This is a genomic window from Leptolyngbya sp. PCC 6406, assembly GCF_000332095.2.
Taxonomy (GTDB): domain Bacteria; phylum Cyanobacteriota; class Cyanobacteriia; order Phormidesmidales; family Phormidesmidaceae; genus PCC-6406.
The window spans coordinates 3,269,900-3,284,411 of record NZ_KI913949.1 but is presented as its reverse complement, the minus strand read 5'-3'; the positions used below and the strand labels follow the sequence as shown (position 1 = coordinate 3,284,411).

Below are 14,512 nucleotides of genomic sequence, written 5' to 3'. Positions count from 1 at the left end.
ACGGTACGCACTTGCCGACAACTGCTGTTGGTGGAACCGGCTCTGTGGACGTTTGTCACGGTGCTGGGGGTGGAGCCCACCAATAATACGGCTGAGCGTTCTTTGCGAGCTGGGGTGATTTGGAAGCGCATCAGCTTTGGGGCGGAGTCTCAGGCCGGCAGTGAGTTTGTCGCCCGGATGCTGACGACGGTTTCTTCTCTGACGATGCAGCAGCGAGATGTGCTGGACTTTCTCACTCAAGCCTATTGGTCGGCTCGCTTTGGTCAAGCGCCTCCTTCATTGCTGCCTTTGGCCACTCATCAGCCTCAAACCCTAATCACGCCGTGACCCCCTGAAGGCTTACCTTACTCTTGTTGTCACAATGGGTGCAATCGCTATACCCGCCAGCGCTCGACAGGTGAGTTTCGGTGATTTAAGAGCCGACTTGAATGGCGATGGTGAAGTTTCCCTCATCGAATTGATTACTTACAATCAGGCGCAGCGTAATAACTAATGGCTCTTTTCTAGAGTTATCTTTCGCTCCCTGACTTGACATCCTATCAACAGCTCAATTGACTAAGCCTTGATCATAAGATCAAGGCTTTTTTGTTCATTGTCCAATCAGGCATAGCTTTATGATTGTGGCGTGGTGACGCGATGGTTTTTGACCGACCTCTGGCCATCGCGGATCAAGATCCCTGTGGCCCTAGCCCCAGCCCCGGCTCAAATGATTATGATGGAGGCAGATTTTACAAATCTCAACAAAGTAACGTCCTGTCCCCTAGGTTTGCATGACCGATTCTCCCGCCGATAGCAGTACCATCCAGCGCTTTTTCCAAAACCGGGTGCTGTTCGGTCAGCCCTTGACCCTAGAGCTGACCGCCATTCTGCTGGTGTATTTTGTCCAAGGCGTCCTAGGTTTGGCGCGGCTGGCGGTAAGCTTTTTCCTCAAGGATGATCTGGGACTTTCCCCGGCGGAGGTGGCGGCGCTGACGGGGATTGCCACCGCACCCTGGACTATTAAGCCCTTATTTGGCTTTATGTCCGATGGGTTCCCCATCTTCGGCTATCGGCGGCGGCCTTACCTGGTGCTGTCGGGGCTACTGGGGGCGGCTTCTTGGGTGGCGATGGCGACGGTGGTGCAGACGGGCTGGGCGGCTATTGTTGCCCTCACCCTGGGCTCCCTATCTGTAGCTGTCAGCGATGTCATTGTGGATTCTCTCGTTGTAGAACGGGCGCGGCGAGAATCTCAGAGTGATGCCGGATCGTTGCAATCCCTGGCCTGGGGGACGTCGGCGGTGGGGGGCATCATTACGGCCTATCTGGGGGGGCTGCTGCTAGAACAGGTGAGTACCCGCTTTGTTTTTGGCATCACCGCTAGCTTTCCTCTGATTGTGTCGCTAGTGGCGTGGCTGATTACAGAAGACCGCATCACGGAATCTTCCACTTGGCAGGTAATCAGCGGCCAAGTGCGGCAGTTGAAGGGGGCAATTACCCAGCGGGCAATTTGGATGCCCGCCCTGTTTATTTTTCTGTGGCAGGCGACCCCCTCCGCTGACTCTGCTTTCTTTTTCTTCACCACCAATGATCTGGGCTTCCAGCCGGAGTTTCTAGGCCGGGTGCGTCTCGTTACCAGTATCGCCGCTCTGATTGGTATCGCTGTATTCCAGCGCTTTTTGAAGGCGGTTCCCTTCCGCACGATCTTTGCCTGGTCTACGGTGCTGTCTACCCTCCTGGGTATGACGATTCTGTTGTTGGTCACCCACACCAACCGCGCTCTGGGTATCGATGACCATTGGTTTAGTTTGGGCGACAGCCTGATTTTGACGGTGATGGGGGAGATTTCATTTATGCCGGTACTGGTGCTCTCTGCCCGCATCTGTCCTTCCGGCGTGGAGGCCACTCTCTTTGCGCTGCTGATGTCGATTTTGAATTTGGCGGGCTTGCTGTCCCATGAGTTGGGAGCGGTACTTACCTCCTGGCTGGGTGTTACCGAGACCAATTTTGATCACCTTTGGTTGCTGGTGACCCTGACTAATCTCTCTAGCCTATTGCCGCTGCCTCTACTGTTCCTATTGCCCAATACCTCTTCTCAGGGGGATAGCTTCGTTGCTGAGACTCTAGATAGTGAGGATGCGATGGCTCTCGCAGTTGCTGCCGATAATCCTGCCTTAACTCCTGTGGCCGCCGGAGCGATTGAATCCGATGATTGATCCTGATCTCGAAAGGGCTTAGGTTTTCGCGGCCAAATAACGTCCCGATCAACCGGGTTTTCTCTCTCCGGGAGACGCAAAGCGTATAGCCCAAGGGGCAATTTCAAGCTAACCTTTTACCCTTCTGGGCTTGCGGACGGCACTGAGCAAATTGTCATGAGCAAATTATCAAAGGTGATAAGGTCTGAGCCCAGGGGAATGCCTGAGGAAATAGCTTATGGGGTAAGGCAGAGGAACTGGGCGATCGCTTGCCAGATAATCTCTTCCTGATCGCCCAAGCTGTGGTCGCTGTCTAGGGTGAGCAACGTCACCCAGGGGCGCTGAATCCCATAGGCACTGCTAGCCGCCACCGGGATCACCTCATCCTGGGTGCCATGGATAATCAATGTCGCGATCGCAGTAGTTAAATCGGCCTGATCATAGCCCTGGAGATCAGTCACAAAGCCATAGTCCAAGGCATAGTTCACCCCATCGCCATAGTGAAAAACCGAGAGCGATCGCGATTGCTGCCAAGCCGCCACCGCCTCGGAGCCCAACCGAGGGAGCCAGTGATCCAGGAATCCAAAAGCAGGGGCAAGGAGCACCAACCGGGCAATACGCCCCTGGGTAAGGGGATGTTGGGCTAACCAAGCGGCAGTGAGACCCCCGAAACTAGAACCAATAATCGTCACAGCAGAGCGATCTCCCAGCCATGCCACCCCCTGAGCTATCTGGCGGCTGAGGGTGAGGTGGCTAAAGTCTCCCTGGTTGAGGTCTGGGATAGCCAGATCTAAGCCTAACGCCTGGAAGCGTCGGCGCAGGGATTGCCCCTTGTAGGACTGGGGACCAGAGGCAAAACCGTGTAGATAGAGGTAGTCCATTGGCAAGGCAAGGAAACCCGGTTTCTGGCGGATCTTTAGGGCAGTATGACAACCTTTGGCAGGTATGAATTCAAGGCGGGACAAATCTCCTGGGAAGGAGCCAGGAGCTAGGAGTCAGGAGCTAGGAGTCAGGCTCCTGAATTCCTCGGAACCAATATTGTCTCGGCTGACGTTGATGCGCCTTTTGCTATGAGCCAGGGCAATTTATTCCCTGGCGGATGGGCAGCGAAGCTTAAGCCGAACTCAGGTTAGATAGGGTGTTAGCGCCTCGGGGTCAAGACGGCTGAGGAGCTAAGGGACTCGCAGGAAAATAACGTACCCGCTCCGCTGATCGGGCTTTCTCCCTTCGGGAGAAAACCTGGCCACTGGGTACACGATTAGCCCGCAGATCCCTAATGGCATCTGGGATCTTATAGCCCTCGAATACTCGAACGATAGGCGGTGGTATCACTACCTGCTGTCGCCGTGGGCACCGCTGACTCGTTGTACATCGACTCTAAATTGCTGACGCGGTTGCCAGGATTCGGGTGGGTACTGAGAAACTCAGGGGGCGATCCTTCGCGACCCAGTTTTTGCATAAACGTGATAAACCCCCGTTGGTCGTAGCCCGCCCGACCCATATTGTGGAACCCTAGGGTATCTGCCTCGTTTTCCGCTGCCCGACTGTTGGGGAGGAATAAGGCTAACTCCACACCGAGGCCCACCAAGGCATCTCGACTCACCCCAAGACCTCCGGCAATACCGCGAGCTAAAGCCAGTTCTCGCATCCGGTGAATCGAGTGCTTACCGACAATATGGCCAATTTCATGGGCCATAACCCCCGCCAGTTCCGCCTCGGTGTCCGCACTTTCCATCAGACCCCGGTTGATGTACACAAACCCACCAGAGGTGGCAAAGGCGTTGATACTGTCGTCATCCACGATCTGGAAGGTATAAGCAAAATCGCCGCTGGGGGGGCGATTGCTGGTACTCGCCAAGGTCTGACCAATACGGTTCACATAGGCCACAATATCTGGATTGCGGTTATAGATCCTCACCCCTTGCTGCTTCAGAGCCTGATCCGTGCGCCGACCCAGATCCACTTCCTGAGCATCATTGATATTCGACAACTGGACATATTGAATAGCGTTGAAAATCAGGTCAAAAATACTGGCTTCAGATTTGATGGGGGTACCAGCCACCAAACCCACAGAAATCATCAGGGCGATCACCCCATAGAGCCAGCGCTTACTGGTACGGCGCACTTTATCCAACAGTTGCATTTTTCAATATCCCTACGTCATTTAAATTAAATCGACTCAGTTCGGTTCAGATGGGGCGAGTTTCAACTACAATCCTGTTCCCAGCTCTGAGTCGAAACCTGGCCACTGGGTACACTCTTAACCCGCAGATCCCTTAGGGGATGATGTGTTAGATGGAATACTCTAAGGGCTGACCTAGAGTCCCCCAAAACAGCCCCCATCCTATGGCGATAACTGCTGTGACGCTGAAAATCGCTTTCAAGTTGCCGGGGGGAGTGATTAAATACTAACCACTGGGAGCCACGAACGACATCTGCTGGCATCGTCACCCCCCGAGGAGATCATAGGGACATGACAATTTTGGACGCAAAGGGCCGCCTGTTTGGCAAAGTTAGCCTGCTGGACATCGGAGCAGCCCTCGTAATTTTGATGGTAGTGGTGGGTATCTTTTTTGTCCCCGGTACCGGGGGCTCTGTGGCCCAGGTTGGGGGGCAGACTAGACCCGTTGAAGTGGATGTGATGGTGCGGGGTTTGACCGTCTCAGACCCCCAAGGCTTCTATGAAAGTCTGAGTACCGCTGGAACTACCCGCATCATTATTCGGAATCAGCCCTACGGGGAAGTAGCGATCAAATCGGTCCAGCTTTTGCCCCGCAGTACAGCAGTACCTCAGCCGGATGGATCGGTGATTTCTCTGCCGGATCCTCGCCCTGAGTTGCAATACACCACAGATATGCTGATCACCCTGACAGGGGATGCCCAGATCACGGCTAATGGCCCGGTTTTGGGCAATAGCGCCGTCAAGATCGGTACCCAGATTCAGCTAGAGGGGCAACTCTACGACTTCTATACCAGCACCGTTGGGGTCCGGATTCTAGATCAGGAATCTGCCTCTTAATGCCCTTAATATTTACGTCAGGTTTATTATGGCCCCGTTTGCTACTGCCCTAGATTGGAACCACTTGGCCGATGTGGCCCTCGGTGGGGAGGTGATCAGCCGTGAGGCCGCCCATGGGGTTTTGGCCGCCGCCGATGAAGAGATTTTGGCCCAACTCCACGCCGCCTATCGGGTGCGGCGGCACTACTGGGGTAATCGGGTACGGCTGCATTTTTTGCTCAATGCCCAGAGCGGTCTTTGTCCAGAGGACTGTCACTACTGTTCCCAATCCAAAATCTCTACGGCGGAGATTGAGAAATATCCTCTCATGGCCCAGGAAAAGGTGCTGGCGGCGGCGGAGCGGGCGCATACCCTGAAGGCGGGCACTTTTTGTATGGTGATTTCGGGGCGATCCCCCTCGGAGTCTACCTTTAGCCGGGTGCTGGAGACGGTGCGGGCGGTTAAGGCTCAGTACCCGATGAAAATCTGCGCTTGTTTGGGGCTCCTGGATGACGATCAAACTCGGCGGCTGGCGGCGGCGGGGGTGGATCGAGTCAACCACAATCTCAACACTGCTGAAAATTACCATGGGGATATTTGCACCACCCACAGGTTTCAAGATCGGGTGGATACGGTGGCGGCGGTGAAGGCGGCGGGGTTGACCACCTGTTCCGGAGGCATTCTGGGGCTGGGGGAATCCCCGGATGATGTAATTGATCTGGCTCTCTCTCTACGGGAACTTCAGGTCACCAGTGTACCGGTCAACTTTTTGATTCCTATTCCTGGTACTCCGTTTCGCGATCGCAATACCCTGAGCCCCCAGCAATGTCTGCGAATGCTGTGCCTATTTCGGTTTTTGCTGCCCTCCCAGGAGATTCGCATTGCCGGGGGGCGGGAAGTGCATTTGCGATCGCTGCAACCCCTGGGGCTGTATGCCGCCAACTCCATTTTCATCGGAGACTACCTCACCACCCCCGGCCAAGCCGCCCAGACGGACTTCGCCATGATTCAGGATGCGGGCTTTGTGCTGGAAGCGCCAGATGGTTCCCCAATGGCAGAGCAGTCTACCACCGGGCTTACCTCACATTTGCCGCCCCACTCGCAGAGAAGTCGCTCCGCGTCTACACCCTAAATCTTTTCCCAGGGTGGGTTGGGGTGGATACATTCAGCTCAAAACGGACCCATAAAAAAGAGCACATAAAAAAGGGCAGGATGGGTTAACCCCACCCTGCCCACTTCAGGCGATGAATGAATACGACTAGTTTTGGGCCGCAGCAACACTGCCTAGGGAGGTCACCGAGGCAGAAAGATTAGCCGTCATGGTCATCTCCACCTCCTCAGGATTAGCCCACAAAATCAACTTAGGATCCAGGGCACTGCTGAGGTAGCGATGCTGGGGTAGAACCCGCAACGAAAGTCCCTGGAGACCGCTATTGGTGTAGGTCATATCCACGCCATAAAGGCTCCGACCCTGATCGTCTTGGCCTCGATAGGCCATGGCAATCACTTCACCCCTTTGCAATTCTCCATCCACGCCAACAGTGCCCTGGTACAGTTCCACCTGAATATCCTGATGGGTAAGTGTTCCCAGGCGAATATGGGCAGTGACCTGGAAGGGTTGATTCACCTGCAACTCGGTCTCTGCCGCGATGTTAACCGCCTCAATCCGGATTTCGTACCAGGCTTTCGTCAGGTTAGTCTGCCAATGGGCCAATTCCTTGGCTGGGGCATAGGCACTCTCTGACAAGTGCCCTAGACGATCGCTGGCCATGAAGTAGGCGCGACGCGCATATTCCTTCACCATTCGGGCAGTATTAAACCGAGGGGTATTGAGGTGAATTGCGGACTTCATCTTACTAACCCAGCCTCGGGGAACCCCATTCTCATCACGGTTATAGAACAGAGGCACCACACCTTGTTCCATCAACTCGTAGAAGGCATCGGCTTCAATGCTGTCCTGGTAGTTGGGATCGTCATAGTCTTCACCGGAACCAATAGACCAGCCCGTGTGGCCATAGTCGGCTTCGTCCCACCAGCCATCCAGTACGCTCAGGTTTGGTAATCCATTCATAGCCGCCTTCATGCCGCTGGTACCCGAGGCTTCACGGGGACGCCGAGGATTGTTGAGCCAGACATCACAGCCTGCCACCATCGCCCGAGAGAGGTGGATATCGTAGTTGGGTACAAATACGATAGACCCGGTCAGCCCTTCTTCGTGGGTAAAGCGAACAATACGGCGGATCAGTTCCTTGCCGGGAATATCTTTCGGGTGAGCTTTCCCGGCAATTACAAATTGCACCCGTCGGCCTTGGCCCCCTCCGGTGATGATCTTGCGAATGCGCTCAACATCCCGCAAGAAGAGGGTAGCCCGTTTGTAGGTGGCAAAGCGACGGGCAAAACCAATGGTGAGCACAGAGGGATCTAAAACCTCTCGGGCCTCTTCAAATTCGTGGGGAGATGCACCGCGATCGCGCAGATTGCGTTTTAGCCGTTCCCGCACATACATCACTAACTGAGAGCGACACAGTTCATGATTGCGCCACAGTTCTTCATCGGGAATAGAGGCCACTCGATCCCAGAGAGGATCCTTTGCTCCGGCCTGAGACCATTTTGGCCCCAGGTAGCGATCGTAGAGTTCTTGATTCGACTTGGCCACGCAACTACGGGCATGGACCCCATTGGTAATAGACGTGATCGGCACTTCATCCAGAGGGAGATCCTGCCACAGCCCCCTAAACATGTCACGGGAAACAACCCCATGGAGTTGACTCACCCCATTCACAAAAGTCGCCGTTTTAATCGCCAAAACTGCCATGCTAAAGGGAGTAGACAGATCCCCCGTATTCTCCCGCCCCATGGATAGGAACTCATCCTCCGAGAGCCCAAATCGTTGGGCATAGTGGCCCAAGTAATAGAGAATCTTATCTGCGCCAAACAGATCAATCCCTGCGGGCACGGGCGTATGGGTCGTGAAAATCTGACTAGCCGTTGCCACCTGAAGGGCTTCAGGGTAGGTTAAACCAGCGTCATCCATCAGCATGCGGATCCGCTCCAAGGCCAAGAAAGCGGAGTGACCTTCGTTCATGTGGTAAGCGGTGGGCTTAAGTCCCAGGGCCTCTAACATCCGGACTCCGCCAATCCCCAGCATGATCTCCTGGTGGATTCGCATGTCAATGTCACCACCGTACAAGCGATCGCAAATATCCTGGTCGTACTCCCGATTCGGCTCAATGTTGGTATCCAATAGGTAGAGCGGCACGGTGCCCACCTGTACCCGCCACACCCGCGCATAGACCAACCGTCCGGGATATTCCACCGCAATGCGAATCTCATCGCCCTGCTCATCCCGCTCTAGGTGTAGGGGCATATTGTAGAAATCGTTGATGGGGTAGCGCTCCTGCTGCCAGCCATCAGCATTTAGGTACTGGGCAAAGTACCCCTCCTGGTACAACAGCCCCACCGCCACCAAAGGCAGCCCCAGATCACTAGCTGACTTGAGATGATCCCCCGCCAGCACCCCCAGCCCACCGGAATACACCGGCATACAAGACGTCAGGCCAAACTCCATAGAGAAGTAGGCATAGCGTTCTTGGGCATGAGGTCGAGATCGATTTTTGCGATACCAAGTACGATTACTGAGATAGTCCTCCATTCGTTGAAGAGCTCGCTCCAACTGGGCAAGGAACCCCTCATCTTCAGCCACCTCTTGGAGGCGCTGCTGGCTAATAGTGCCCAGCATCAGTACCGGGTTGTAGCGGCTCGACTCCCAGAGATCAGAGTCTAATCGCCGGAAAAGCTCAATGGTGTCTACATCCCAATCCCATTGCAAGTTGTAGGCTAGGGTTCGGAGTCCTTCCAGCCGAGCAGGCAGAGAAGGGACAACGTTAAACGTGCGAATTGGCCGCATAGGTACAGGTCCGGTGGTTGCAAATTAGCGCTCCACCTTAGACAATTTCGCAAAATACAAATCGCTACGATTCGCTACGATCGCCCAAAGCATGGAGTAAAGCCATTTTGAAGGCTGAATGGAATATTACCTCCACCCTTAACACTCTTTTGGGGATTGCGTCCTAAAACTACACCGATCGCAGCCTTGGCCTTGGCCTCAGAGGACGGCAAATCCGCTATCTTAATCAGCCGATTTGGAGTGCATTGATGGCCATTGTCATCGCTAATGTCTGGGCGATCATCTGGCTGGAGGTCTTGCCGTACTTGGGTTTTAAGGGTTTGTAAGATGCAGCTATCGCCAAGATTCCAGGAGAATCCTAAGGTCGGCTGATCGGTGTTGCGGCTCGTAGAGAATCCTGGTGACGCTGGGCAGTGGGTAGTAAGTGCTCGAATAGGCACTCATAGCGATTCAAGGCTTGCTCAAAGGCGTAATGCTCCAAGGCATACTGACGTCCCTGCCTTCCCAGAGCTTCCACTTTACTGGAATCGCGGTAAAGATCCAGAATTGCAGTGGCAAGGGCTGTGGGATTCTCCGGTTTCACCACAACGCCGCCACCACTGGCGAGTACAGCGTGGGCTGCTGTGCCGTGGGCCGGTACCGAGGCAATGATTGGGCGACCGCTGGCAAGAAGAACCTGGGTTTTGGAGGGCATATTGAAGCCCACGACATTGTGCTTTTGCATAATCAGCCCCACATCCGCCGCGGCCAACATTTCTGGCAAATCGGCGCGGGGTGCAAAGGGACGCAGAATTACATTGGTCACCCCCAGAGACTGGCGTAGATCCTCTAGATCTGCCAGTTGACTCTCTTCTCCAGCGATCATGAAGGCAATATCTGGAATAGCCTGGAGCTGGTGCGCGGCGCGAATTACCGTCCAGTTGACTCTCTTCTCCAGCGATCATGAAGGCAATATCTGGAATAGCCTGGAGCTGGTGCGCGGCGCGAATTACCGTGTTGATGCCCTGGGTGCGGGCAATATTACCGGAGTATAGGACGACAAATTTCCGGCCCAAATTGTGGGTCTGGCGAAAGGCATTGTCGTATTTGGGCAGAGGACGAATAAAGTCCACATCCACCCAGTTGGAGATAATAGACATTTTGGCATCGTCAACCCCTTTGCTCAGAAGGTTTTGACGAAATCCTTCGGCAATGACGCTGATGTGGGTGGCGCTACGGTAGGCAAACCGCTCTAGGTATTCAAAAACACGAATGGCGTGGTGATTGGTCAACAAGCCAGTTTGGACCGCCGCTTCCGGCAAAATATCTTGCAGGTTCAGAATCGTGGGGCAGCGATAGATTTGTCCCAGCAGGGCAACGGGAACGGAGGCGGGTAGGGAAGGACTAGTGGATAGAATCACATCCGGACGCCAACCCCGTAGCGCTTGCAAAAAGCTCAGTAGTACAAAACTACCATCCAATAACATCCGGGCTAGGAAACCGGGGTTGGGGCGAATCCAAACGTAACAGCGCTGAATGGTAACCCCATTTCGTTCTTCGGTGCGATACAAGTTGCCCCGATAGCCCTGATAAATCTGCCGTTCAGGATAGTTGGGCATAGCTGTAATTACTCGGACCTCGTGGCCCCGTTGCACTAAACCCTCCGCAAGTTCGGTCATCAGGGGGGCGATGCCAATGGGTTCTGGATGGTAGTTGTAGGAGTAGATCAGAATACGCATTTACTTATGAAGAAGCTGGATTCGCTAGCGTGAGGGCATCTTCACTAGGATGCCCTTAGTGAAAGAGCTGATAGAGACCTTCCTGACCTTTACTAGCTTTCCCAAACGCTTGAGGCAACCTTTAAAGGGTCTTCATAACTTAGTTAAGATTCCAGTAAGATTTCGGTGTCACAGGCCAAATTCACAGGGAGACAAGCTGGCAGTCTTGTCTGTAAACCCATCTTGGTCCTCACCCCCAGGCGGTGGAGCCGGTTAGAGAATGTTTTAAAAGTCCCATTTGTCAGTCCCATTTGTCGTTTCGAGGGTAGCGAAGCGGAATGTAGACGCTCTGCGGCTTCCCTTAGGGTGGAATCTAGTACTTTGCGGCGGAAATACCCTGGCCGTTCCATCGTGGCACACCTCGGCCCCTCACCCTAGCCCTCTTCCAAAGGGAGAGGGGACCGGAAAATGTTGGGCTGTTGCGACAATAATGGGCTGATTTACGCCCTGCGGTACTAGGTTTTGAGCCGCTACGTCGAGATGCGGCACTATGCTATCGCTCCCTTACTCCTTCGGATTCGCTTCGGGAACAGCATGACATTGGATACGTCTCAAACAGCCTCTTAACGGGAGGTGACGAGGATTACCCCACAGACAATCAGCCCCAGGCCGATGGCGCGGCCCACGGACAGGGATTCCTGGAAGAAGAAGATCCCCGCCAGTACGGAAAAGAAATAGATAATGGAGGCGCTGGGGGCGGCAATGCTGAGGTTGACTCGGGTCAAGACTAGGATATATGCGATCGCACCTGCCCCATAGGCGAATAGGCCCGCCAGCAGAGCCGGGGTGGTGGCAATCCGGAGAATATGCCCCAGGGCATTATCAGCCGTAACCTGGCCCAATTGCAGTGCCCCCACCTTAAGCAAGACCTGCCCCAGGGAGCTAGCCAGCACCGCCACTAACAGCAGCGCAAATTCTGAACCCGCCATTACCCCCCCCTCATCAGAGTATCCCTCCCCGCTCCGCCCCCGCCCCTCAGTCGTCTCAGTAGGAGCTACTCAGTAGGAGCTACTCGTAGAGCCAGCCATGAATCGCGGGCTCCCAAGCCGCTAATTCCCCTTCCTGGAACCAGAGGGCAATCTCCCGCTGGGCCGTCTCCACTGCATCGGAGCCATGGATTAGGTTACGACCAATGGTGACGCCGAAGTCGCCCCGAATCGTACCGGGTTCGGCACTGAGGGGATTAGTCGCGCCGATCAGCTTCCGGGCCGAAGCCACGACGCCATCCCCCTGCCACACCATCGCTACTACCGGGCTAGAGGTGATGAACTCCACCAAACCGCCAAAGAAGGGCTTATCCCGGTGGACATCGTAGTGCTGCTCCGCCAATTCCCGCGAGACCGCCAATAGCTTCAGCCCCACCAGGGTAAAGCCCTTAACCTCAAAGCGACGGATCACGTCCCCCACTAGCCCGCGCTGAACCCCATCGGGCTTGATCATGATAAAGGTGCGTTCCACAGATATCTGCTCCTAACGTGCGCATACCGTTCTCTATGCTCAGGAACAGAGTGCCCCTTTGTAAAGTATTTTCATGGGCAGGGGGTGATGGGGTATTGGGGTGATGGGGTATTGGGGTGATGGGGTGGGTTGGCGAAGCCACTCCCTGGGAGTTAGCCTGCCCGAAGGGCTTAGGGGTGATGGGAATTTTGAGTTTTGAATTTTGAGTTGAATTTCCCGTAGGGGCGCGGTTTCCGCGCCCAATGCAGGGGTGACGGGTATTGGGGTAGGGGCGCGGTTTCCGCGCCCAATGCAGGGGGTGACGGGTGTGAACGGTAGGGGCGGGTTTGGCTCGGATTTGGCGGGCTGTTCAGGACTGGACTATCAAAACCCGCCCTGCCCAGTTTCTGGGTGACCGATATTGGGGTGTTGGGGGCGGGTGACCTAAGATTGCATCCGTAGGGGCAATTCCTTGCCTGTCCTGAGCATGTCGTTAACGAAGCCTGCCCAGAGGGCATAGGTGATTGCAGTAGGGCACTTTCAACGAACTATGGCAACCCAGAGGCGCATGGTGGTAGGCACGGTCAAGGGGCCGGGGGAAACCGCTAACGACTATTTATTTATTACCGCCGACAACCGCCAGGTGAAGATTGGGGAGTTTGTCGCCTACGATGCCCAACAGGGGGAGCAAACCCTGATCATCCTGGGCAAAATTGCCGACCGTCGCCTCATTGACCACCTGCCCGATCGCCTCTTTGCCGATACTGCCATCAGTCCCGATGCGATCGCAGATCTCATCGGCTTTGCCTATCCCGATCCCGAAATTTATGAGGTGGCCGTCTCCGTCATTGGCCACTTCCACCCCGCTCTGGGGTTCATTAACCCCCGCATCACCCCCGACCCCGGAGCCAAGGTTTACCAGGTTGATGACGACACCCTGCGGCGGGTCATCAACAAAAAACAGCCCGGAGATATCGGCTCCGCCCAGGTGGGGTCGCTGCTGCTGCGTCCCGGCAACGCCGTCCCCATAGCCCTAGACGTGAAGGAACTGGTGAGTACCCACATGGCGATTTTGGCGGGAACGGGTTCCGGCAAATCCTACACAGCAGGGGTGCTGATTGAAGAGCTGATGCGCCCCTACAACCGGGCGGCGGTGCTGATCTTTGATCCCCACGGGGAATACGGCACCCTGGGGGAGTTGCGGGGCCACCCGGCCTTTACCGCCGAGGATGGCTACGCACCCCAGGTGAAGATTCTGGCCCCTGACGCCATTCGTATTCGCCTGTCCTCCCTGGAATATTACGACCTGGTCTCCCTGTTGCCGGAAATGAGCGATCGCCAACAGGCCATCTTGAACAAGGGCTTTGCCATTCTCAAGCGCCACCGCAAGGGGGACTACCGCTGGGATGTGAATGATCTGATTCGGGCGGTCTATGAGGCGGACACGAGCAGCGACGACGAGGGCAACGAGAAGGTGGGATCTTCTGCTCCAGCGATTGAATGGAAACTGGACAAATTGGCCCGCTCTGACTATTTCCATCCCATGGAGCACTTGGCCCCCAAGGATTTGTTTGAGCCGGGACGGGTGACGGTGTTGCAAATGAGCGAAATCAGCCAGGAAGAGCAACAGGTGATCTGTGCGGCGGTGTTGCGCCAGAGCTACCATGCCCGCCTCAATACGGTGAAGGAGAAGGTGGCGGCGGGGGATGAAACCTACTTGCCCTATCCGGTGTTCATCCTGATCGAAGAAGCCCACCGCTTTGCCCCCGGCCACGAACCCTCGCGCTGCAAGCAGATCCTGCGAACTATTCTCAGTGAGGGGCGCAAGTTTGGCATGGGGGTGGGGCTCATTACCCAGCGCCCCGGCAAGTTGGACTCCGATGTGCTGTCCCAATGCATGAGTCAGTTCTTGATGCGGATTGTGAATCCGGTGGATCAGGAAAGCCTCAAGTACGGCGTGGAGGCGGCGGGGCGAGATCTGCTCAAGGAACTCCCTGCCCTGACTAAGGGCCAAGTGATTATTTCTGGAGCCTGTGTGAATACCCCAGTGCTCTGTCAGGTGCGCCAGCGCCTCACCCAGCACGGTGGCGAAACCCTCAATGCCCCTGAGGATTGGCAACAGTATTTCCAAGCCCACCACCAGCGCAGCCGCCAGATCGACCAAGCCCCCCAAGCGCCGCCCCGCCCCGCCCAAACCATCGGTGGCATTAGTATTGAGTAGCCGTTAGGTGATTTCTGGAAC

General features: G+C 55.3%; 11 protein-coding genes and 2 pseudogenes. 5 read left to right on the top strand and 8 right to left on the bottom strand.

Going from position 1 to position 14,512, the window contains the following annotated elements:
- A pseudogene (locus tag LEP6406_RS34325) lies at positions 1-327 on the top strand (IS66 family transposase); the annotation flags it as partial.
- Between the two features lie 443 nt (positions 328-770).
- Positions 771-2,192: a folate/biopterin family MFS transporter gene (locus LEP6406_RS0214495; RefSeq protein WP_008315120.1), complete on the top strand. Its 1,422-nt coding sequence runs from the start codon at positions 771-773 to the stop codon at positions 2,190-2,192.
- A 215-nt stretch (positions 2,193-2,407) separates the two neighbouring features.
- On the opposite strand, the gene LEP6406_RS0214490 is transcribed toward LEP6406_RS0214495, so the two are convergent.
- Positions 2,408-3,052, bottom strand: a complete 645-nt coding sequence (locus tag LEP6406_RS0214490) for a YqiA/YcfP family alpha/beta fold hydrolase (RefSeq protein WP_008315118.1) — start codon at positions 3,050-3,052, stop codon at positions 2,408-2,410.
- A gap of 410 nt (positions 3,053-3,462) precedes the next feature.
- Complete coding sequence (locus LEP6406_RS0214485) at positions 3,463-4,314, bottom strand: M48 family metallopeptidase (RefSeq protein WP_008315116.1); 852 nt, start codon at positions 4,312-4,314, stop codon at positions 3,463-3,465.
- A 330-nt stretch (positions 4,315-4,644) separates the two neighbouring features.
- Between LEP6406_RS0214485 and LEP6406_RS0214480 the strand changes: the two genes are divergently transcribed.
- Both LEP6406_RS0214480 and bioB read left to right on the top strand, forming a co-directional pair.
- A complete protein-coding gene (locus LEP6406_RS0214480) occupies positions 4,645-5,190 on the top strand; it encodes a DUF4330 domain-containing protein (protein ID WP_008315113.1) in 546 nt (181 codons plus the stop codon).
- Positions 5,191-5,218: 28 nt separating this feature from the next.
- On the top strand, positions 5,219-6,301 hold the full coding sequence (gene bioB / locus LEP6406_RS0214475) for a biotin synthase BioB (protein WP_008315111.1): 1,083 nt from the start codon (positions 5,219-5,221) through the stop codon (positions 6,299-6,301).
- 126 nt (positions 6,302-6,427) lie between these two features.
- On the opposite strand, the gene glgP is transcribed toward bioB, so the two are convergent.
- The 6 genes and pseudogenes from glgP to ndk form a co-directional block, all read right to left on the bottom strand.
- A complete protein-coding gene (glgP, locus tag LEP6406_RS0214470; protein ID WP_008315109.1) occupies positions 6,428-9,076 on the bottom strand; it encodes an alpha-glucan family phosphorylase in 2,649 nt (882 codons plus the stop codon).
- Positions 9,077-9,150: 74 nt separating this feature from the next.
- A complete protein-coding gene (locus LEP6406_RS33350; protein WP_162160829.1) occupies positions 9,151-9,516 on the bottom strand; it encodes a hypothetical protein in 366 nt (121 codons plus the stop codon).
- Entirely contained in the window at positions 9,435-9,950 is a 516-nt protein-coding gene (locus tag LEP6406_RS35675) for a glycosyltransferase (RefSeq protein ID WP_263971254.1), read from the bottom strand. The genes LEP6406_RS33350 and LEP6406_RS35675 overlap by 82 nt, the downstream gene beginning before the upstream one ends.
- 292 nt (positions 9,951-10,242) lie before the next feature.
- Positions 10,243-10,734: pseudogene (locus LEP6406_RS35670) on the bottom strand (glycosyltransferase); the annotation flags it as partial.
- Between the two features lie 662 nt (positions 10,735-11,396).
- Positions 11,397-11,762 (bottom strand): EamA family transporter, encoded by a 366-nt coding sequence (locus LEP6406_RS0214460; RefSeq protein WP_008315103.1) that lies wholly within the window; start codon positions 11,760-11,762, stop codon positions 11,397-11,399.
- 79 nt (positions 11,763-11,841) lie between these two features.
- Positions 11,842-12,291: a nucleoside-diphosphate kinase gene (gene ndk, locus LEP6406_RS0214455; protein WP_008315101.1), complete on the bottom strand. Its 450-nt coding sequence runs from the start codon at positions 12,289-12,291 to the stop codon at positions 11,842-11,844.
- Between the two features lie 529 nt (positions 12,292-12,820).
- On the opposite strand from ndk, the gene LEP6406_RS0214445 reads away from it, so the two are divergent.
- Entirely contained in the window at positions 12,821-14,491 is a 1,671-nt protein-coding gene (locus LEP6406_RS0214445) for an ATP-binding protein (RefSeq protein WP_027269137.1), read from the top strand.
- Positions 14,492-14,512 lie beyond the last annotated feature (21 nt).

What these genes read in the sequence shown, in the direction of transcription:
- LEP6406_RS0214495 (WP_008315120.1), top strand. Translation starts at nt 771, where the DNA reads ATGACCGATTCTCCCGCCGATAGCAGTACCATCCAGCGCTTTTTCCAA.
- bioB (WP_008315111.1), top strand. Translation starts at nt 5,219, where the DNA reads ATGGCCCCGTTTGCTACTGCCCTAGATTGGAACCACTTGGCCGATGTG.
- LEP6406_RS0214445 (WP_027269137.1), top strand. Translation starts at nt 12,821, where the DNA reads ATGGCAACCCAGAGGCGCATGGTGGTAGGCACGGTCAAGGGGCCGGGG.
- LEP6406_RS0214485 (WP_008315116.1), bottom strand. Translation starts at nt 4,314, where the DNA reads ATGCAACTGTTGGATAAAGTGCGCCGTACCAGTAAGCGCTGGCTCTAT.
- LEP6406_RS0214460 (WP_008315103.1), bottom strand. Translation starts at nt 11,762, where the DNA reads ATGGCGGGTTCAGAATTTGCGCTGCTGTTAGTGGCGGTGCTGGCTAGC.
- LEP6406_RS0214480 (WP_008315113.1), top strand. Translation starts at nt 4,645, where the DNA reads ATGACAATTTTGGACGCAAAGGGCCGCCTGTTTGGCAAAGTTAGCCTG.
- glgP (WP_008315109.1), bottom strand. Translation starts at nt 9,076, where the DNA reads ATGCGGCCAATTCGCACGTTTAACGTTGTCCCTTCTCTGCCTGCTCGG.
- LEP6406_RS0214490 (WP_008315118.1), bottom strand. Translation starts at nt 3,052, where the DNA reads ATGGACTACCTCTATCTACACGGTTTTGCCTCTGGTCCCCAGTCCTAC.